Origin of the sequence: Cerasicoccus arenae (assembly GCF_014651635.1) — a bacterium.
Lineage (GTDB): Bacteria > Verrucomicrobiota > Verrucomicrobiia > Opitutales > Cerasicoccaceae > Cerasicoccus > Cerasicoccus arenae.
The window spans coordinates 13,799-31,462 of record NZ_BMXG01000009.1 but is presented as its reverse complement, the minus strand read 5'-3'; the positions used below and the strand labels follow the sequence as shown (position 1 = coordinate 31,462).

General features: G+C 53.3%; 19 protein-coding genes. 9 read left to right on the top strand and 10 right to left on the bottom strand.

The genetic code is table 11. The features are described 5' to 3' along the window. Positions 1–37 precede the first annotated feature (37 nt). Positions 38–292, bottom strand: coding sequence for a YecH family metal-binding protein (locus IE065_RS08615; protein ID WP_200163363.1), 255 nt, complete (start codon positions 290–292; stop codon positions 38–40). 119 nt (positions 293–411) lie between these two features. On the opposite strand from IE065_RS08615, the gene IE065_RS08610 reads away from it, so the two are divergent. After that, positions 412–891 (top strand): RrF2 family transcriptional regulator, encoded by a 480-nt coding sequence (locus IE065_RS08610; RefSeq protein ID WP_229792080.1) that lies wholly within the window; start codon positions 412–414, stop codon positions 889–891. 48 nt (positions 892–939) lie between these two features. On the opposite strand, the gene IE065_RS08605 is transcribed toward IE065_RS08610, so the two are convergent. From IE065_RS08605 to IE065_RS08590, 4 genes are read right to left on the bottom strand one after another with little or no spacing between them, the layout of a single operon-like run. Further along, on the bottom strand, positions 940–3,135 hold the full coding sequence (locus tag IE065_RS08605) for a cation:dicarboxylate symporter family transporter (RefSeq protein ID WP_189514002.1): 2,196 nt from the start codon (positions 3,133–3,135) through the stop codon (positions 940–942). A 44-nt stretch (positions 3,136–3,179) separates the two neighbouring features. Continuing rightward, positions 3,180–4,928: an alpha-amylase family glycosyl hydrolase gene (locus IE065_RS08600; RefSeq protein ID WP_189514000.1), complete on the bottom strand. Its 1,749-nt coding sequence runs from the start codon at positions 4,926–4,928 to the stop codon at positions 3,180–3,182. A gap of 31 nt (positions 4,929–4,959) precedes the next feature. Next, positions 4,960–5,373, bottom strand: coding sequence for a four helix bundle protein (locus IE065_RS08595; RefSeq protein WP_200163362.1), 414 nt, complete (start codon positions 5,371–5,373; stop codon positions 4,960–4,962). A gap of 39 nt (positions 5,374–5,412) precedes the next feature. Next, complete coding sequence (locus tag IE065_RS08590; protein WP_189513998.1) at positions 5,413–6,672, bottom strand: glycosyltransferase family 4 protein; 1,260 nt, start codon at positions 6,670–6,672, stop codon at positions 5,413–5,415. Positions 6,673–6,870: 198 nt separating this feature from the next. On the opposite strand from IE065_RS08590, the gene IE065_RS08585 reads away from it, so the two are divergent. Together IE065_RS08585 and IE065_RS08580 are read left to right on the top strand one after the other, a co-directional pair. Next, a complete protein-coding gene (locus IE065_RS08585) occupies positions 6,871–7,305 on the top strand; it encodes a hypothetical protein (RefSeq protein WP_189513996.1) in 435 nt (144 codons plus the stop codon). Between the two features lie 52 nt (positions 7,306–7,357). Then, a complete protein-coding gene (locus IE065_RS08580) occupies positions 7,358–9,532 on the top strand; it encodes a protein-disulfide reductase DsbD family protein (protein WP_189513994.1) in 2,175 nt (724 codons plus the stop codon). A 251-nt stretch (positions 9,533–9,783) separates the two neighbouring features. Here the strand turns inward: IE065_RS08580 and rplI are convergent, their stop codons facing one another. The 5 genes from rplI to rpsP form a co-directional block, all read right to left on the bottom strand. Further along, the gene (gene rplI, locus IE065_RS08575; protein WP_189513992.1) at positions 9,784–10,272 is read right to left on the bottom strand and encodes a 50S ribosomal protein L9; all 489 of its coding nucleotides are present in this window, start codon (positions 10,270–10,272) and stop codon (positions 9,784–9,786) included. 27 nt (positions 10,273–10,299) lie between these two features. Beyond that, the gene (gene rplS / locus IE065_RS08570) at positions 10,300–10,668 is read right to left on the bottom strand and encodes a 50S ribosomal protein L19 (RefSeq protein ID WP_189513991.1); all 369 of its coding nucleotides are present in this window, start codon (positions 10,666–10,668) and stop codon (positions 10,300–10,302) included. A gap of 10 nt (positions 10,669–10,678) precedes the next feature. Beyond that, the gene (trmD, locus tag IE065_RS08565; RefSeq protein WP_189513989.1) at positions 10,679–11,389 is read right to left on the bottom strand and encodes a tRNA (guanosine(37)-N1)-methyltransferase TrmD; all 711 of its coding nucleotides are present in this window, start codon (positions 11,387–11,389) and stop codon (positions 10,679–10,681) included. A 51-nt stretch (positions 11,390–11,440) separates the two neighbouring features. Beyond that, positions 11,441–11,977, bottom strand: coding sequence for a GNAT family N-acetyltransferase (locus tag IE065_RS08560; protein ID WP_189513987.1), 537 nt, complete (start codon positions 11,975–11,977; stop codon positions 11,441–11,443). Positions 11,978–12,097: 120 nt separating this feature from the next. Beyond that, positions 12,098–12,382, bottom strand: coding sequence for a 30S ribosomal protein S16 (gene rpsP / locus IE065_RS08555; protein WP_189513985.1), 285 nt, complete (start codon positions 12,380–12,382; stop codon positions 12,098–12,100). Between the two features lie 113 nt (positions 12,383–12,495). Between rpsP and IE065_RS08550 the strand changes: the two genes are divergently transcribed. The 6 genes from IE065_RS08550 (at position 12,496) to IE065_RS08525 (ending at position 17,613) form a co-directional block, all read left to right on the top strand. Further along, positions 12,496–12,996: a cupin domain-containing protein gene (locus tag IE065_RS08550; RefSeq protein ID WP_189513983.1), complete on the top strand. Its 501-nt coding sequence runs from the start codon at positions 12,496–12,498 to the stop codon at positions 12,994–12,996. 47 nt (positions 12,997–13,043) lie between these two features. Then, positions 13,044–13,682 (top strand): pyridoxamine 5'-phosphate oxidase, encoded by a 639-nt coding sequence (pdxH, locus tag IE065_RS08545; RefSeq protein WP_189513981.1) that lies wholly within the window; start codon positions 13,044–13,046, stop codon positions 13,680–13,682. A gap of 54 nt (positions 13,683–13,736) precedes the next feature. After that, on the top strand, positions 13,737–15,659 hold the full coding sequence (locus tag IE065_RS08540) for a potassium transporter Kup (RefSeq protein ID WP_189513979.1): 1,923 nt from the start codon (positions 13,737–13,739) through the stop codon (positions 15,657–15,659). Between the two features lie 27 nt (positions 15,660–15,686). Next, positions 15,687–16,250: an AlkZ-related protein gene (locus tag IE065_RS08535; protein ID WP_189513977.1), complete on the top strand. Its 564-nt coding sequence runs from the start codon at positions 15,687–15,689 to the stop codon at positions 16,248–16,250. Positions 16,251–16,329: 79 nt separating this feature from the next. Next, positions 16,330–17,175, top strand: coding sequence for an SMP-30/gluconolactonase/LRE family protein (locus tag IE065_RS08530; RefSeq protein WP_189513975.1), 846 nt, complete (start codon positions 16,330–16,332; stop codon positions 17,173–17,175). A 33-nt stretch (positions 17,176–17,208) separates the two neighbouring features. Beyond that, positions 17,209–17,613: a Fur family transcriptional regulator gene (locus tag IE065_RS08525; RefSeq protein ID WP_189513972.1), complete on the top strand. Its 405-nt coding sequence runs from the start codon at positions 17,209–17,211 to the stop codon at positions 17,611–17,613. The last annotated feature ends 51 nt before the right edge of the window (positions 17,614–17,664 follow it).

Here is a 17,664-nt window from a genome sequence, read left to right as displayed (position 1 = left end):
GTCCTTCCTTGGTTCTACAAGCTATGTCGAGCCGGGGTTAGTGATTGCACATGGCGTCAGGGTCGAATTTGAAAGCATCTTTCTCGCCGATAAATTTACCTTTGGCGTCGAGTGCTTCGATTAGTTCGCTAGCAGTCAGATTGCCGCCGGAGCAGATGACAAAGCGAGTGCTATCGCCAAACTTTTTATTGATGGCGTCAAGGAGTGATTCCTGTGAGTAAGTCTTGCCGGATTCGTCCATCATTTGCAGTACTGCGTGGCCGTGGGTTTCATTCACTATGTCGTGATTCATGAGGTCGTTGATTGGGTGTTGATTTCTTATTAAGCTCTGTGATTTGGAAAATTTAGCGGTCTCGAATCAATAATCAATAATTAAATACATTTTATTCTTGAATTGATGATAGATTTCTAATGTGTTCTGTTAACGATCACAGCCCACAATTGATGTTCAAATACGGAAAGACTGCGCAAAATGCGATATCGGCGATGAGCTACTTGGCGGAAGTCTATGGCGCAGGCATTCGCCTCAGCTCGTTAGATATCGCGGAGAAACGTGAGTTGACGAAACCCCTTGTCGCGAAATTGCTGGTGATATTGTCGCAAGGAGGGTTGGTCGGAGGGGCTCCAGGACCTCGTGGTGGGTATTCACTGGCAAAGCATCCATCTAAAATCAGACTGCTGGAGATCGTGAGTCTGTTCGAGAAGGTCGAAGATCGAATCATGTGCCCGTTTGGGCCGAATTGGTGCGGTAAGCAAGATCCCTGCCCCTTGCATGATCAGCTAATGTCGTTGAATGACCAGATGCATCAATATCTTGAGCAAACCAAATTGGATGTGTTCATGAAGCAAAACCCGACTGGGATTGGTAATTCTTCGGCAAAATCTAGTTGATGAATTTTGTTTTCAAGGGCCTTGTTTGGTAATCCGCACTTTAAAAGGTTAGTCTCCCCAACCGAGTACATTGCGCATGATGCACCAGCGAGGCTTGGTGACGCTGGCGCCGCGACCAAGGATCCAGTGGTTGTAGATTTCTTCGTATCGCAGGCCGCCATGATTAACCGCAATCCACTTGGAAATGAAATCTTCAAACTCAACGTCGTCGTAAGGAACCGGGTAAGCAATGGGGAGTGACACCGTGCCCGGCTTGGGAATGGTCACGGCGAAGCTTGGATAAAGTAGTGTCCAAGCTGAGCCTTCTTCTGCACTGGTGAGGACGGCATCGTAGGTGCCCGTAGGTGCCTTGAAGTATTCCTCCATCGTATTGATGTTCTTGATGTTGGCTAGCGGCAGATAAATTTTCAGGCTCTTTGCATAGTAGCTATCGTTGACGACGGCGATGGTCAGGCCTTTGGTATTGGTCAAGCGTACGCGATCCGAGAAAATGTCTTTTTTCTTGTCGGTAGTAATGAATGCAAAGGTGAGGTGCTCGTAGGGCTGGGAGAAGGACATTTGCTCGAGCCTTGCAACGTTCATCGCAATGCCAGACATAACGATGTCGCACTCACCACGCTGGATTTGCTCGGCCATGGTACTCTCCTTAACGGGGATGAATTCCAAGGCAACATTCAGTTGCTCAGCTAAGAGATTGGCGACGTCGACGTCGAAGCCGACAAGCTGGTCTTCTTCATTAAAAAAGGTGAAGGGCAGGTGCTCTGGCAAGTAGCCTACGCGGAGGAGTTTTTCCTCCTTGATGCGATCGAGTCTTGATTGGCGTGAGGTAAGCGGCGGTGGCGTGGGCGGGTTATCCTTGTAAACCTTGGCGTTGCTGGGTGTCAGCAGCGTGTGCATGGAGGCGAGTTGCTTGTCCATGTCATACTCGTTTTTAACGGCATATTCGAAATAAGTTCGGTTGAGGACAATAATTGCCACCAGTAGTCCAGCGGTGGTTGCCCCAAAACGCCCGAGCGCGATGGGGTTGAACCGCAGATTGCGGGTCATCGCGCACACCGCGATCAGTGTGAACGTGAGCAAATTCATCGCTGCAAGCAGCGTGGCAAAGCGTCCGTTGATGATACCCGTGATGACGTAGAGCTGATAGAGGTCCGCCGGGACATTGAGCAAGTTGAGCAGGAACGGTACGGCAACATTCAAGCTGCCAAAGAGGCTGAACAAGCCGGAGAATATAAACACAGGATATTGCGTGATGCTTAAATCTCCGCCACTAAACCAGAGAGCGAACAAGATGAAGAGAAGCATCGTGACTTTGCCCAAGTTGGGAAAATTGAAGGTCACTGGGATGACGACGTCGATGTAGGAATCGGTATTTTCTGTTTTGATTTTTTTCAGTTCAAACAGTTCGCGGCAGTTCTGCGTAAGCACGGGCAGAATAATAAACAGGTTGCCTGTTGTGAAGCCAGTAAGGAGCGCATCGCGTGAGACACGCATGATCTCTCTGTAGGAGAATGGCGTGATCGCCGCAGTTAACATCGGTAGCAGCCAGATCGAGAGGAACAACGCGATACTCATGTAGCTGACGAAGTAGACTTGGAGCTTGCTCAACTCCTCCAGAGTTAGTGTGCCAGCGGCTGAAGCGGTGATGGCGAATACGCCGATCGGGGTCAGCTTAACAATCATACCGGCGACTGTGGTCAGGGCTTCGGCCACGGTGCGCAGGTTGTCGAGCAGGGTCTTTTTTTCCTTCACTTTGATCAGCGCAATGCCGAGGGCCAGGCTGAACAGCACGACAGCGGGGATGACGTTTTGTGCGAGTGAGTTAAATGGGTTGGCTGGAATATAGAGCTCTAAGAAGTCGACTTGGTGCGGGGGTGCTAGCAAGGATGTACTGAAGAAAGAAGCCGTTTGCCAACTGGGGAAAGCGATCGGCATGAGCATGGTGACAACGAAACCAATCGCCCAAAATACTAGCAGCAGTGCACCCACGTAGATCGCAAGCATCTTGGCTTTTTCAATGGTCAGACTACCAATACCAAGGATCAGGGAGGCGACGATGTAGGGCAGGATCGTCATTTGCAGTAGGCGGATAAAAGCCTGGCCGACAAAATCAAGCCCCGCGCACGCCTCGCCAAAGAATAAGCCGGTGAGCAATCCAAGGCCCACCCCGATCATGATCATCGTGGTCAGCGATAGCTTTTTCTTGGTCGGTTCCGTTGCGGTGGCAGAGTCAGTTTCGCTCATTTTCACTCTGCGATAGAAAGTATGGAACCAAATTACCAGTCAAATTATTCAATGCGTGGGACGAGCCACATGGCTTGGTAGGGTGCCAGCTTGATTCCACGCGAGCCGTCGCTATGGGTTTTTCCGGAAAGAATGTCATAAAACTTCTTTGCTTTCTTGAGCATTTCGGTGTCCTTGGGATTGACCACCGCCTGTTCCTCATCGGTGAAATTGAAGACACAGAAGACGGTCTGATTCTTACTCGGAGATGTGCGTTCGAGCGCAAAAAGATTGGGCCCGGCATCGATGATCTTTTGGTCGCCATCCGGATGAAAGGCTGGGTAATTCGTACGGCGACGGAGCATCTGTAGATACTTGCGGAAGACTTTTCCTTGTGGGCCATTTTCGGCGGCCAACTGGTGCATGAGCTCGGCCTCATTGTATTTACGCCGATTGATCGTACGCGGTTGATGGGTTTTTTCGACGCCCTCGTGATAGTTGGGCGTGGCGACCAAACTGTGGAAATACACCGCGGGTACGCCCTTGAATGCGAGGGCTACGGCCTGTGAGCAAAGGAAACGCGCGATGCCGAGCCCCTCGGAATCATGCCGGCTGGCCAGGGCGGAGTAGTAGGTGATGTTGAGTTCGTACGGGCTTTGCGAACCATCTGGCAGTGTGCGTTTGGAAACGTGGGCACCGCGCTCTTCGACTGCATGGATGAGCTTGTCGAACTCCTTCTTGGGCAGGAGCCCCTGGAGCGGGCGCACGCCAACACCATCATGCGAGGCGGTAAAGTTAAAGAACGTACCTTTGCCTGCTTCGGGGAAGGCGAGCTCCGACGCCCATTTCGTTAGGTATTTGCTGTTGCTGGTCAACAGCGCGTGCAGGAGCAGCGGCGGCAGGCTGAAATTGTAGACCAAATGCGCTTCGTCGTTTTGGCCGAAGTAGCTGATGTTTTCTTCGTGCGGCACATTGGTTTCAGTGATGATCAGCACCTGTGGCGCAACGAGCTCGCAAACGTCGCGCATAAGCTTGATCATCTCGTGGGTCTGCGGCAGGTGCAGGCAGTCCGTGCCCAGTTCTTTCCACATAAAGGCACAGGCGTCGAGGCGTAGTGTGGTGGCACCGTGGCTAATGTAGAGCAGCAGAATGTCTAGAAACTCGAAGAGTAGGTCAGGGTTTTTCCAATTCAGATCCACCTGATCAGCACTAAAGGTCGTCCAGACCCAGGCATCGCCGTCACGGGTAATGGTCTTGGTGAGCAGAGGCGAGGTGCGCGGGCGAACGACGGCGGAGAGGTCCGTCTTGGGGTCCATCTCCACAAAGTATTCGTTGGCTGGTGCAATACCGGTCAAGAAGTCGCGGAACCACGCGCTTTGGCTGGAGCAGTGGTTGAGCACGAGGTCAAACATCAGCTTGAATTCATCGCCAATGTTTTCGACATCCTTCCAACTACCGTAATCGGTTTTTACCGCGCGGTAATCAATGACTGAAAAACCATCGTCACTGGACCAAGGATAGAACGGCAAAATATGGATCGTATTGATTGCACCCTTGAGGTGCTCTGTGGAAAAACGCTTGAGCGTGGCCAGCGGCGTATCCTCCTCGGACTGCACCATGTCGGCGTATGTAATCAGGAAAACATCGTTTTCGGTCCAGCGTTGTTCAGGCGCGACAGGCGGCTGTGCACCCACTCCATACCGTCCAACGAGATAGTAGAGTCGCTCGGTCAATTGGTCCGCGCGATCACCATAAAGATTGAAGAGCCGTCGCTTGATGCGGGAAAGAATGGCGTGGTCGATGTATTTGATCATGGGGAGAAGGTTAAAGTTGTAAGGTTAAAGGTTAAAGTTGCTGAAGTATGTGGGTTTTATCGCTAGCTTTAGGCTTATCAGTGGGGATACTCCGAATGAGGCCTTGGATCATGGCCGAAATTTCGCGGCACTCCTGTGCGAGAGGATCGCATGCCTCTTTACCGAGATAACCGATTGCTTGAGCAATATAAAGTTGGGTCTTGAGTTCGCCGGTTGAGCCTTTGGCGATTCGAAGAAATCGAATAAAGTCTTTGGGGCTATTTCTCTCATGTCCTTCAGCAATATTTGAGGCGATCGAAACAACGGCCCGGGTCATCTGATCCTTCAAACTCCGATCAGGGAAATTTCCCAATGCCTGATACACTGAAACAGCTAAGCGACATGATCGCTTCCATACGTTCAAGTTTTCAAAAGATTTTCCCGGTTCCTCAATTTCAAATTCCACTTTAGCCTTTAACCTTAAAACTTTAACCTCTGGCCTCAATTAATTGAGGCCAGTCAACGCCGTCATCAATGTGCGCAGCGATCGTCTCAGTACCGTATAAGAATAATGCCGTCGCGCGACGCGGTAGTTGTGCTCGCACATTTCTTCGCGGTAGGCAGGGTCGTCGAGGATGCGCTTGATCTCGCGGACGACGCGGTTGGTGACGATACCGTCCATCAAGGCGAAACGGAAGCCCTTGGGCTCGATGTCCTGAATGAAGATTGAGTAGCGGTTGACTAGCGTTGGCTTGCGGAAATACACGGCCTCCAGCAGGGCGTTGCCAAAGCCCTCGTAGGTGCTCGGGTAGGTAACGAAGTCCGCGTGCGGATAGAGATCCCACAGCGTGTAAATTTTCCGGCCTTCGTCGTCAAACTGGCGGACTTCCCCAATGCGCTCGTCGAAGAAACGGACATCGACACCTTCCTCGCGCGCTTTCTCTTCGAGCATGTGTTTGTAGTCCATGCCTTCGTCTCCAGCGGCGTGCGAGATGACGAGTTTGCAGCGCGGGTCCTTGAGCATCCCCACGGCGGTGATCGCGTGTTCGATGCCTTTGCGTGGGACGATGCGCGTGGGCTGGAGGATGAGCAGGTCATCTTTTTCCAGACCGATTTGTTCACGAATATCGGCTGAGTATTCGTCGGGCTGAGGAGCCGGCTGGTCAAAATCAAAAACATTGGGGATCAGCAGCGCAGACTCGCCCTTACGCAGCGCAAACTGTTCTTGGGCCGGCCGATTGATGACGACATTGCGGATGTTCGATAGGCTGGGTGGGAAGGCCGCGTCGAGGTAGTCTTGGATGCAGCCCACCGAGAAGCGCGTGCGTTCCCAGTAGAAATCGTGATGGTGCGCGATGGCGGGCATTCCTGTCTCCGCGAGAAACTCGGTTACCGCGATTCCAAGGGGAACGTGCATGGGAATTGTCAGCACATTTTGCGGAATAATGAAATCGAGATTATACCGACGGGCAAAATCGTGCAGCGTACCCTTCAGGTAGTCGGCTAAATCGCGGATACGCGAAGATACGAGGGGATCGCGCTGGGTACGTTTCCACAGGCGTTCGTTGATCCATTCGTTTTCCGGGTGGCCAAAGTGGGCTTCGGGCACGACGTATGCGATGTCTTTACTGCGGTCGCTCAGCCCACTGTACCAGTAGCTTATATGGCGGTCGTCCCAGAGGACTTCAGCCCACTTGGCGCTTTCGAGAGAGACGCCGTCTGTTCCGGCGAAGCGAGTCGAGATAAATCCGATGTTCTTGGGCATGCAGTAGTTAGGTTAGCAGATTGGCTGCCAGTATGCCTATTTTTATAGCAGGGGCAAGGGGAAGCTTTTAGCTAGGGCAGATTAAAGGCGAAAGGAGTAGGAATGAGAGGCGAGGGGACATGGGCAAAATTGCTCGGCGTGATTTCCTTTTCACCAATTCGATTGGCGTTCAGGGAAAATTGAGTTAGCGTGTCGAAAGTGAAAATATCCGGACTTCTTTTAACTGCGTCACTGGCTTTTGCAGGCTGTGGCTACAACGTGCAATATTCGGCGCTGAATAATCCGATCACTCCGCTGAATGCTGAGGATGCGTCGGCTGTGGCAGCACGCGGGCCGATTTCGCCCTCGGAGGTGACACTGTTCCTGACGCAGCGCCCGCAGGGAGAATACCGTGAGCTTGGCGTGATAACGATTCCGACTTATCAAACGGTACCCCCGCAGGAGGAAATCTTCCAGCTCTTCCGCGATAAGGCGGCTGAGGTCGGTGCCGATGGTGTGATATTGCTCGATCCGCAAATGGCGGTGGATAGCTACACGACACCAAACTACGTCTATGATTGGGGTGTTTTCTACACGGAAACCGTTCGCTCGCGTTCGATTTTCCGCGGCATGGCCATTCAATTTATCCAGTGATCCGTTAAACTTTGCTGTCAGGAAGCAAAGATATTTGCGACGCAAGTGTTTCATGAAAACCGTTTTACGTATATTTGTATTGTGGCTGGTTGGCCTCGGTGTGCTGTCCGCCGAACCCGCACGCAGCCAGCATGTGGAGGCCGAATTAGTGGCCAATGTGACGAGCATTCAGCCCGGTAAGCCGTTTGAGATCGCCCTGCGGATGAAAATGGACCCGCATTGGCACACCTATTGGAAAAATCCCGGCGACGCAGGCTTGGTCACTGAGATCGAGTGGCAAAACCTGCCGGAAGGCCTGACCATTGGCGAAATTCATTGGCCGACGCCGCATAGCTTCGATCAGGGCGGAATCGTCAATTATGTCTACGAAGGCGAGGTCTTCCTCATCATGCAGGCCACGCCGTCAGCTAATTTACCGGCTGGTGACAATTTGCAGTTGGCTGCGCGCGCAGATTGGTTGGAGTGTGATGACAAAACCTGCGTGCCAGGCGGTGTTGACCTAAAATTGGAACTGCCCGTAGAAAACGCCCCCCCCCCCCCCTCAACGTGGGCCCCCGCACTTCAGGCCACCGAGCAAGACTTTTGGCCCCGCGAATTATCAGAGGATTGGGCAGCCGAGGCAAAGCAATCGGCCACTACGATCACCTTAACGGTGCGTCCATTGTCCGCCCCCCCCCATCACAATCCGGGCGAGGTGACATTCTTTTCGGCCAATGCCTATGTGGAGCCAAGCGCCCCGCAAGTCGTCACCCGTGCGCCTAATGGGACGCTAACCATTGAGCTGACCAAGAGCGAGTATTTCTCCGGATCAGCATCGGCTCTGCCAGGGGTACTGCGGGCAGAGAAGGGCTGGCTCGCGAGCGGAGAGGGCATTGGCATGTCTATTGACCCAACCTTTGGTGCGACCGCTTCAACACCTTTAGTGGCGGATAGCGCGAAGGGATCTGAGACTGCTGGCCGTTCTTATTTCGGGCTGTTGGCGTTGGCCTTTTTGGGTGGGCTGATTCTTAATTTAATGCCGTGCGTTTTCCCGGTGATTGGGCTCAAAGTCATGGGCTTTGTGAATCAGGCGGGTGAGTCGCCGGGCAAGGTCATTGCCCATGGCCTAGTCTACACGTTGGGCGTGCTGGTGAGCTTCTGGGCGATTGGGTTGATGTTCGAGCCGGTGCACCAGACATTCCTTAGCACTGGTCAGGCTGAAGGTGGTTGGGCTGCTTGGCTGACGCCTCGCTTCGTGCTGTTTTTGATCATTCTGGTCTTTGTCTTTAGTCTGAGCTTAAGCGGGCTTTTTGAATTCGGAGTCTCCGCTATTGGCCTAGGCTCATCGCTAAGTGCAAAGGCGGGCTATGCGGGCACCTTCAGTGCTGGGCTGTTCGCTGTAGCGGTCGGTGCCCCATGTGCTGCGCCATTCCTTGCCCCCGTGCTCGGTGCCCTCGTCAAGACGTCGTTACCGGCACGTGAGCTACTGCTGACGATGTTGGGGCTCGGGCTGGCAGCCCCGTATTTGATTTTGTCCTTTTTCCCGGGGCTGACGCGCAAGCTACCGCGTCCTGGGCCGTGGATGGAGACCTTTAAGGAAGGCATGGCCTTCTTGCTTTACGCTACAGTTGCGGCGCTGGTTTGGGTGGTTGCTGATCAAGTGGTGCCTTATACACTGTTTTTCGTACTGATCAGCATTGTACTGGCGGGGATGGGCAGCTGGGTGTTTGGTCGCTGGGGGGCCATTAACAAAACGGCGGGCACGCGTCGAATCGCTGTTGTTTTTGCGTTAATTCTGATCGTTGGCCCAGTACTTTACACTTTTAGCCGCATTAGTGAGGACGAGCGCCGCGAGCATCAAATCCAGCTTGCAAAAGAAACCGGGCAAAAGCTCGACTTCTTGGTGTGGGAGCCTTGGTCGCCCGAAACGGTGAGCACTTTACTAGCGGAGGGCCGCCCTGTTTATATCGATTTCACCGCTCGCTGGTGCGCCACTTGTCAGGTTAATAAGCGTGTCTATAAGAGTAAGGCACTGATTGAAGACTTTCAGAAAAACAATGTCGCCACGCTAAAGGCGGATTGGACGGATCACAATCTGGAGGTAACGCGTGCGTTGGCCGAATTTGGTCGAAGTGCAGTGCCTTTCAACGTTTTGTACATTCCGGGTCGCTCGGAGCCAGTCACGCTGCCAGAGCTACTCACCGAGGCCAATGTGCAGGCCGCGTTAGCGGAAATTGGCGTAGAGTAATTTTTTGCGAAAAATTTCCTCATTTCTGCTAAAGCTAATTAAGCGGAAGACGATATAGTCTTTATAGGAGATTTTCTCGGGTGAGAACCCGACGGAATGATAACACAGTAGAGATGGCGGGAGGTCCCCCTTGGGAGAGGGGGGCCTCTATTTTTTTGTCTATGTGAAGTGAAAGGGGGGGAGGCACAAAAAAACCGCCCGGTAGTCCGGGCGGTTATTGGAAAGTTTCGGGTGTTTCTTGAAGACGGTGCCTAGGCTTGTTCTTCTTCGGTCGGTGCTTCTTCGATCGGGTTTTCCGAGACGACTTCCCACTCCAGTTCATAGCTGACTTCAGGGTGCAGCTTGATCTTGGTGGTGTGCTTGCCGAGGGTCTTGACGGGCGTGTGCAGATTGAGCTGCTTGCGCTCGACTTCAATGCCGTCTTCTTTGAGACGGTCAATGAGATCCTGAGAAGAGACAGAGCCGAACATCTTGCCGCCTTCGCCAGTTTTCACCGCAATTGCGATAGAAACGGTTTCGAGACGAGCGAGAATCTGGTCCGCATGCTCGCGCTCTTGCTTGAGGCGGGATTCTTTGCGGGCTGTGAGAGACTCGATGTATTTCTTGTTGGCGCGGTTGACCGGAAGGGCGAGGTTGCGCGGTAGCAAATAGTTGCGTGCGTAACCGGCCTTAACGGAGACTTGGTCGCCTTCGTGGCCGAGGCTCTCGACAGGCTGGAGCAATAAAACGTCGGTGTTCATTGGATAAATTCTTTTTGAGGGGGGGGGTTACTTGCGGCCAGCTTCGATCAGGCGCTTTTCCTTAACCTTGGTCGCTTCCTTACCGATACGATCACGTAGGTAATAGAGGCGGGCCTTGCGGGTGATGGATTCACGGTCGACTTCGATCTTGTCGATGTTCGGGCTGTGGATTGGGAATACGCGCTCGACGCCTTCGCCGAAGCTAATGCGGCGAACCGTGAAGGCTTCACGGATGCCGGAACCCTTGCGGGCAATGACGATGCCAGCGAAAATCTGGATACGTTCTTTGTCGCCTTCGCGGACGCGGGTGTGGACGCGCACGCCGTCACCGACCTTAAAATTCAGGCGGCTATTGTCGAGTTGATCGGCGGTGACTGATTCAATTGTGGCTTGCATGACTGTGAATTTACTGGGGGCCTTCTTTGCCGGAGGGTCTGCTAGTTGAGCGTTTCTCCAGCAGGTCAGGCCGACGTTGCTTGGTTTTCAAAAGGCTTTGTTCCCGTCTCCACGCGTCGATCTTGGCGTGATCGCCACTGAGCAAAACCTCGGGAACTTGCATCCCACGGAAGTCAGCTGGACGTGTGAATTGAGGAAAACCGAGGAAAGTGTCGCTAAAGGAGTCTTGCGTCAAGGATTTTTCTTCACCTAAAACGTCGGGTATATAACGGGCTACACAGTCGATCAAAACACAGGCGGGCAGGGTGCCATTCGTCAGCACATAATCGCCGATAGAGACCTCTCGCGTGATTAGTGTATCGCGGACGCGTTGGTCAATGCCCTCGTAGTGTCCGCTGACCAGCACAATGTGTTCCTTGGCCGCTAGTTCACGGGCCATTGGCGTGGAGAGCGTCTCGCCGTCGGGGCAGAGGTAAATGACTTCCGCGCCGGGAGTGGCAACCTCCTCGATCGATAAAAATAGCGGCTCCGGCGACAATAGCATGCCTGCGCCGCCGCCAAAGGGTCGGTCATCGGCGGTTTTGTGTTTATTTTGCGACCAATCTCTTAAATCATGTACGCCAATGTCCAGCAGGCCCTTTTTGGTGGCCTGCCCGAGCATGCTTTCCTGCAAGTAGCCCTCGGCCATGCGAGGGAAAAGCGTGATTAAATCAAAGCGCATTTATTGAACCAGAAAGGGTGCGAACATCACGAAGGTTAATTATCTTCAAAGCTAAACACATGAATCTAAGATTTTTCCCATACTGTAATTATCAAAGTATTGGCCATCAATCTTGATACTATTCGAGTGCTTCCCTTCAACAGTAAAGCCTTTGCCCATGTACAATGCAATGGCCCGCTGATTTATTGTGCGCACATGAAGGTTGATTTTTGTTACTCTGCCACCTTTGTGACACCAGGCAATGAGCTCATCAATCATTGAGCCACCAATACCTTTACCCCAGTATTCCTTAAGAATAGAAAGGCCAAATTCTCCGCAGTGTTGAATTCGCGGTCGATGTCCAGCGCTGAAAGACAGTCCGCCGACTATTCGTTCATCGACCACTGCTACTAGATAGACTTTATTGGGCGATTGAGCAAAGTCATTAAGGATATCGACCTCTTGCTCCACGGATACACCGAATTCGCCCGTTCCGAAGGCCAAGCTATCGGATTCGCCACTGACCTGATTTACGAAATCAATGAGTGCGCTGGCGTCATCTGCGGTCGCTGCTCTGATAGTAAGGTCTTTGCCACACTTCGTCTTCATCTTCGTACTCTTGGTGTCCTTCGTGTTTTTGAAAATCGTTTTGCTGACCTCAGCCAACAAAAAACCCCGGCAAATCGCCGGGGCCAGAATGTCGCAGGACTGGAAGTCTTGCGGCAGTGCTTAGGCTTCGGCCGTTGCTTCTACTGGTGCGGCTGTTTCAGCGCGACGTGCGCGATTGATCAGCGTGCGGGTAGTGTCGGTTGGTTTGGCACCAACGCTGACCCAATAGTCGACGCGCTCAAGATTGATGCTGAGCTCGGTGTCCTTGCCGCGGGCGCGTGGGTTATAGCTGCCGAGGACTTCGTTGTGGCGGCCGTCACGGCGGTTGCTGGATTCGGCCACTACGATGCGGTAAACCGGATTGTGGGTGGAGCCGTGGCGCTGGAGTCGGATTTTAAGGGCCATGATTGATCTAAATGATGGAAATTCGGTTGCTGGAATTGTGGAAAACAGAGGAAAAAATAGGTTGCTGCCCAGCCTGTCAAGCCACTTTCTAGGTGAACTATCGTTATTATTCCATGGACGCCGAAACTATCATCCACGATTTCGGGCTGGAGCCGCTACCGCATGAAGGAGGATGGTTCCGCCGCATTTACACTCACGATGAACAGATCCCAGCCGGTGTCAAGGGTCCAGCTTGTAGCCTGATTTCGGGCATCTACTACTTGGTTACCCGCGAAAATTACTCCGCTATGCATCAGTTACTTCGCTCCACGGAGACCTTTCACTGGCATGCGGGGGATGCAATGGAGCAATTACTGCTGCATCCGGATGGCAGCGGAGAAAAAGTTATCTTAAGTAACCAATACTCCAACGGCCACGTGCCGACATCCATCGTGCCGCGCGGTGTCTGGCAGGGGGCCCGCCTGAGTGACGAAACGAGTTACCACGGCTACGCCTTCCTTTCCGTCATGGTCGCGCCTGCGTTTTATTGGGAAGATTTTGTGCTGGGCGACCGTGATTCACTGATCGAGGAATATCCCGACTGGGCGGACGACATTCGCCGGTTAGTGCGGTAATATGCCGTGGGTTGCTTTTCCGGAATTGCTCGTTCACATTTCTCTGCATGACTGATCCCGCAGATTTGCGCCGTGAATACGCCCAGGCTGGACTTTCCGAGGAGAGTGCCTTGGCGGACCCCTTTGCCCAGTTTCGGCTCTGGTTTGAGCAGGCGCTCGCCGCGCAGTTGGTCGAGCCGAACGCGATGACGCTCTCGACGGTGGATGCCGACGGGGCACCGAATTCCCGTACGGTTCTGCTCAAGGCCTACGATGAGCGCGGCTTTGTGTTTTTCACGAATTTTCAAAGCGCGAAGTCGCGGGAAATTGCTAATGATGCCCGGGTGGCGCTGCAGTTTCCTTGGCTGGGGCTGGAGCGTCAGGTGAAAATCAGGGGTTCGGCGAAGAAGATTTCCGCAACGGAATCGTTGAAATATTTCCTGAGCCGTCCCCGAGGTAGCCAGCTTGGAGCGTGGGTTTCGCAACAAAGCAGCGTTATCAGCTCGCGCAGTTTGCTTGAGATGAAGCTGGACGAGATGAAGCGGAAGTTTGGCGATGGGCAGATTCCGTTACCGGATTTTTGGGGTGGCTTTCGAGTGACGCCCGCGACCTTTGAGTTCTGGCAGGGGCGCCCAAATCGGCTCCATGACCGCCTACAATACTCGCTCAATGGGGCGAGCTGGCGCATCGAGCGGCTGGCTCCCTAAACATTATCCCCCAAAGCTTGTCATTGCTGATTCGCACAAATAGAACTTTGCCACGTGGGGGAGCAAATACAGGGCGACGAGCCGGCTGCGGCTAAGAAGGGTCTGTCCGGGGCGTTATTGCTCGGGGCGCTCGGCGTCGTGTTTGGTGATATCGGGACAAGCCCGCTCTACGCTTTTTCGACAGCCTGTAAATACCTCGATGCCGGGCAGATGACGGAGTCCGTCCTCGGGATTACGTCGATGTTTTTCTGGGCGCTAATTCTGGTCGTTTCGGTGAAATACCTGGGTTTTGTTATGCGAGCGGATAACCACGGGGAGGGGGGGGTATTTGCACTGTTGGCGCAATTGCGGCCCTACATTGCTTCGAAGAGCGGAACGCCTATCATATTGATAATCATTATCTTCGGTGCAGCATTGCTTTTAGGGGACGGCGTGATTACGCCCGCTATCTCGGTATTGAGCGCGGTGGAGGGCTTGGAGTTTTTCGAGCCAAGACTTGAGCGCTTTATTGTGCCTTTGTCGATGCTGGTGCTCGCTGGGTTGTTTGCAGTGCAACGCTTTGGCACGGGTAAGATCGGTGTTCTCTTTGGCCCGGTGATGCTGGTGTGGTTCCTGACTTTGGCCGCGCTTGGGGCCTGGCAATTATACCAGCATGGTTTTTTTGTGCTGTCGGCAATCAACCCGATGCACGCAGTGACGTTTCTATTCACCCATGCACACACGGCGATTTTGGTCATCGGTGCTGTGGTGCTTTGTGTAACGGGGGCCGAGGCGCTTTTTGCCGACATGGGGCACTTCGGGCGTCTGCCGATCAAGCTGGCTTGGTATGGCGTTGCCCTGCCGGCGCTGCTGCTGAACTACTTTGGTCAGGCGGCGTTGGTGTTGGCAGCAGGAGTTCCGCCTGAGAATACGTTTTACGCGCTGGTGCCTGACGGTTGGCCAACGCTAATGCTAACAATTTTGGCGACTCTGGCGACGATTGTGGCCTCGCAGGCGCTTATCTCTGGCTCGTTTGCGTTGGTGCGTCAGGCAATCCAGCTCAGGCTCTTGCCGCCCTTAAAAATCGTCCACACCTCAGTTGAGCACGAGTCACAGATTTTCATCCCGCTGGTTAATCTGAGCCTAGGGGTGATGTGCGTCTTTACGGTGATGATGTTCCGCTCGGCGGAGAACTTGGCCTCGGCCTATGGGTTGGCGGACACCGGTGCGATGATGGTGACGAGTATTGCCTATTTCCAAGTTCGTCGCAAACGCCTGAAAAAGGGAATCGTGGGCAGTGTTGTGTTGCTGGTTCTGTTTTTGACGATCGATTTCGCATTTTTTGGTGCGAATTTGATCAAGCTGCTTTCGGGCGGTTATTATCCATTGGCGATTGCGGGCGTGGTCTTCCTGCTGATGGTCACCTATCGCACGGGACGGCGCCTGATTCACGCCTATCACGCCGAACGCCGTGAGCCGTTGAGCGCGTTTTTGGAGAACCTGAAGCCGGAGGAATATAATCGACTGCCGGGCACGGCGGTTTTCCTGACGGGCAATAATCTGATCATGCCCATCGCGTTGGCCAACCATTTGCGCGTCTATAATTCCCTGCGTGAGCGGAACATTGTGCTGACTATGGCACCGGAGTCCATTCCGCGTGTGGATGGGGAAATGATCACGGAGACGGTGCCCTTGCCTCATGGTTTTGTGCGGGTCACGGCCTCTTACGGTTACGAAGACAATCCGGATCTCGACGAAATCCTAGCCGAGGCTGAGTCGCGCTTGTTCGCTGGTGCCGTGCCGCGCCCGGTGATTTACTTTGTCTCCCGCGAACGCCTGACGCCGACACGCAATGCGCTGATGTCTCAGTTCAAGCAGCGGATGTTTGCCTTTATGCTACGCAACTCCCGACCAATCTATGAATACTTCCGCTGGCAGCCGGACGATTTCATTGAGACGATTCAGACCGTCCGGTTTGATGACGAAAAGGAAAAATAGCGTCGGGTCTAAATTACAATTATCGCCATGATTAAAACCTTCGAAGATGCCACTGAGTTTGTGCTGAAACATAAAGTTTGCACCGTGTTTGGGAGCAAGGATTCCCCGTATCCTTCACTCTGGGAGAATACTGATATCTCGGATAAGAAACCCAAAGGAGGCGGCTGGAATCCAAAGGTGAGCGCCATCTGGGATTGGAAAACCCGGATCCCGCAAACTTTTCCCGACGAGATATTCTACGGCAAAGTGCCCGGCGGAGACGCTGTCCTTATGGAGATGGAATATTTGCGCAGCACCCATTACCCGAAAGCCTATCAAGCCGTTTCCGAGCTGCCTTTGCTCTGTCAGCAAATCTTTGAATGCATCCGGATTGAACCATGGTTTACTGGTGATTTGCGGAAGCATGCCGTGGCTGAGTTTCATTGCACGAAGAGCCGTTTCGATACCGCACTGAAGAAACTCCAAATCAGCCTGAATATTGTGCGCTCAAATGATCCGAACCTTGATAATGATCAATGGGTTCCCTTTCGCGAAGTGCATCTCGACATTGTCGAAGCTTATCCCGAGCTTCACGAATCAGCGGGAGAATAAGGATCGGTGGATCTTGAGAATTGCGGTGGCATTGGTTTTGATTCGCCTTTCGACGTGTCGCTATTATCTAGGTAGTTTTATGCCCCATCGTCTGATTTTTACCCTGCTAACCATCCTTACCTCGATTGCCTGCGCTGAGCCTCAAATCGAGCAACTCGCGACTGGTTTTTCTTTCACGGAGGGCCCCGCGCTCAGCCCGAATGGCGATGCCGTGTATTTCAGCGACATCCCGAAGAATCGCATTCATCGCTGGGACGCGACTACGGGTGAGGTCACCGTTTTCCGCGAAGATTCCGGCGGGGCCAACGGCCTGTTGTTTCGCGATGATAATAACCTGATTGTTTGTGCCGGTAGGCACCGGATGCTGATCGAAGAATCCATCGTCAAGGGGGAGGCGACTGTGCTTGCGGAGTTCTACGACGGCAAGAAACTCAACAGCCCAAACGACCTGTGGATCGCGCCTGACGGTGGTGTCTATTTCACCGATCCGCGCTATGGGAACAGGGACAATCTCGAGCAGGACGGCGAGCATGTCTATCATCTAAGTGCGGACCGCAAGACACTGACGCGCGTGGTCAACGACTTCGTTCGTCCCAATGGTATTATTGGGACGCCCGACGGAGAGACGCTCATCATTGCGGACCATGGCGCTGGTAAGACCTGGCGCTACACAATCAGGGAGGATGGAACGTTGCAGGATAAGGTTTTGTTCGCGGATCAGGGCTCCGATGGGATGTCGATGGATACTGCGGGTAACGTTTACCTGACGGCAGCAGCAGTTGATATCTATTCGAGTCGCGGCGAACTCCTGGACTCTATTGAACTGCCCGAGCGCCCAGCGAACGTATCGGTGATCAGCGAAGATCCAATCGTTCTGTTTGTAACTGCGGTGAAATCCGTCTATCGTGTCACGTTGGAGCGTTGACCAGATGCCTGCGTTGCCTTTCGCTTAGCTGCCATGCCCGATGATTCACCAACCTTTCGCCGCACCCGCCAGCGCGAAGCCATCTATGCAGCTTTGGGACAGGCCGAGCGCCCGTTGAGCTTTGAAGAGTTACTGGAGCGGTCGCGTCAGCATTACCCCCGCCTTGGCGAGCGCACGGTATTCCGGAATGTCCGAGAAATGCTCGATGAGCATAGCTTAGTCCGTGTTTACTTGCCCGGTCAGCCCGCCCGTTACGAACTGCCAACGTTCAACCACTGCCCGCATTTCATCTGCCGCAAGTGCAACAATGTGTTCGTTCTTCCCGAGGAAACCCAAGACATTCTCCCAGAATACGCAGCGAAAATCCCGCCGGCTTTCATCCCCGAAGGCGAGGAAGTGATCATCTACGGCTACTGCCTCGAGTGCCCGAAAGACTGAACAAGCCAACTAGCCATATCCACCAATGGTGGGAGGAGCTTGAGTCGAAGT

What these genes read in the sequence shown, in the direction of transcription:
- IE065_RS08615 (WP_200163363.1), bottom strand. Translation starts at nt 292, where the DNA reads ATGAATCACGACATAGTGAATGAAACCCACGGCCACGCAGTACTGCAA.
- IE065_RS08610 (WP_229792080.1), top strand. Translation starts at nt 412, where the DNA reads ATGTGTTCTGTTAACGATCACAGCCCACAATTGATGTTCAAATACGGA.
- IE065_RS08605 (WP_189514002.1), bottom strand. Translation starts at nt 3,135, where the DNA reads ATGAGCGAAACTGACTCTGCCACCGCAACGGAACCGACCAAGAAAAAG.
- IE065_RS08600 (WP_189514000.1), bottom strand. Translation starts at nt 4,928, where the DNA reads ATGATCAAATACATCGACCACGCCATTCTTTCCCGCATCAAGCGACGG.
- IE065_RS08590 (WP_189513998.1), bottom strand. Translation starts at nt 6,672, where the DNA reads ATGCCCAAGAACATCGGATTTATCTCGACTCGCTTCGCCGGAACAGAC.
- IE065_RS08580 (WP_189513994.1), top strand. Translation starts at nt 7,358, where the DNA reads ATGAAAACCGTTTTACGTATATTTGTATTGTGGCTGGTTGGCCTCGGT.
- rplI (WP_189513992.1), bottom strand. Translation starts at nt 10,272, where the DNA reads ATGAACACCGACGTTTTATTGCTCCAGCCTGTCGAGAGCCTCGGCCAC.
- rplS (WP_189513991.1), bottom strand. Translation starts at nt 10,668, where the DNA reads ATGCAAGCCACAATTGAATCAGTCACCGCCGATCAACTCGACAATAGC.
- trmD (WP_189513989.1), bottom strand. Translation starts at nt 11,389, where the DNA reads ATGCGCTTTGATTTAATCACGCTTTTCCCTCGCATGGCCGAGGGCTAC.
- IE065_RS08560 (WP_189513987.1), bottom strand. Translation starts at nt 11,977, where the DNA reads ATGAAGACGAAGTGTGGCAAAGACCTTACTATCAGAGCAGCGACCGCA.
- rpsP (WP_189513985.1), bottom strand. Translation starts at nt 12,382, where the DNA reads ATGGCCCTTAAAATCCGACTCCAGCGCCACGGCTCCACCCACAATCCG.
- IE065_RS08550 (WP_189513983.1), top strand. Translation starts at nt 12,496, where the DNA reads ATGGACGCCGAAACTATCATCCACGATTTCGGGCTGGAGCCGCTACCG.
- pdxH (WP_189513981.1), top strand. Translation starts at nt 13,044, where the DNA reads ATGACTGATCCCGCAGATTTGCGCCGTGAATACGCCCAGGCTGGACTT.
- IE065_RS08535 (WP_189513977.1), top strand. Translation starts at nt 15,687, where the DNA reads ATGATTAAAACCTTCGAAGATGCCACTGAGTTTGTGCTGAAACATAAA.
- IE065_RS08530 (WP_189513975.1), top strand. Translation starts at nt 16,330, where the DNA reads ATGCCCCATCGTCTGATTTTTACCCTGCTAACCATCCTTACCTCGATT.
- IE065_RS08525 (WP_189513972.1), top strand. Translation starts at nt 17,209, where the DNA reads ATGCCCGATGATTCACCAACCTTTCGCCGCACCCGCCAGCGCGAAGCC.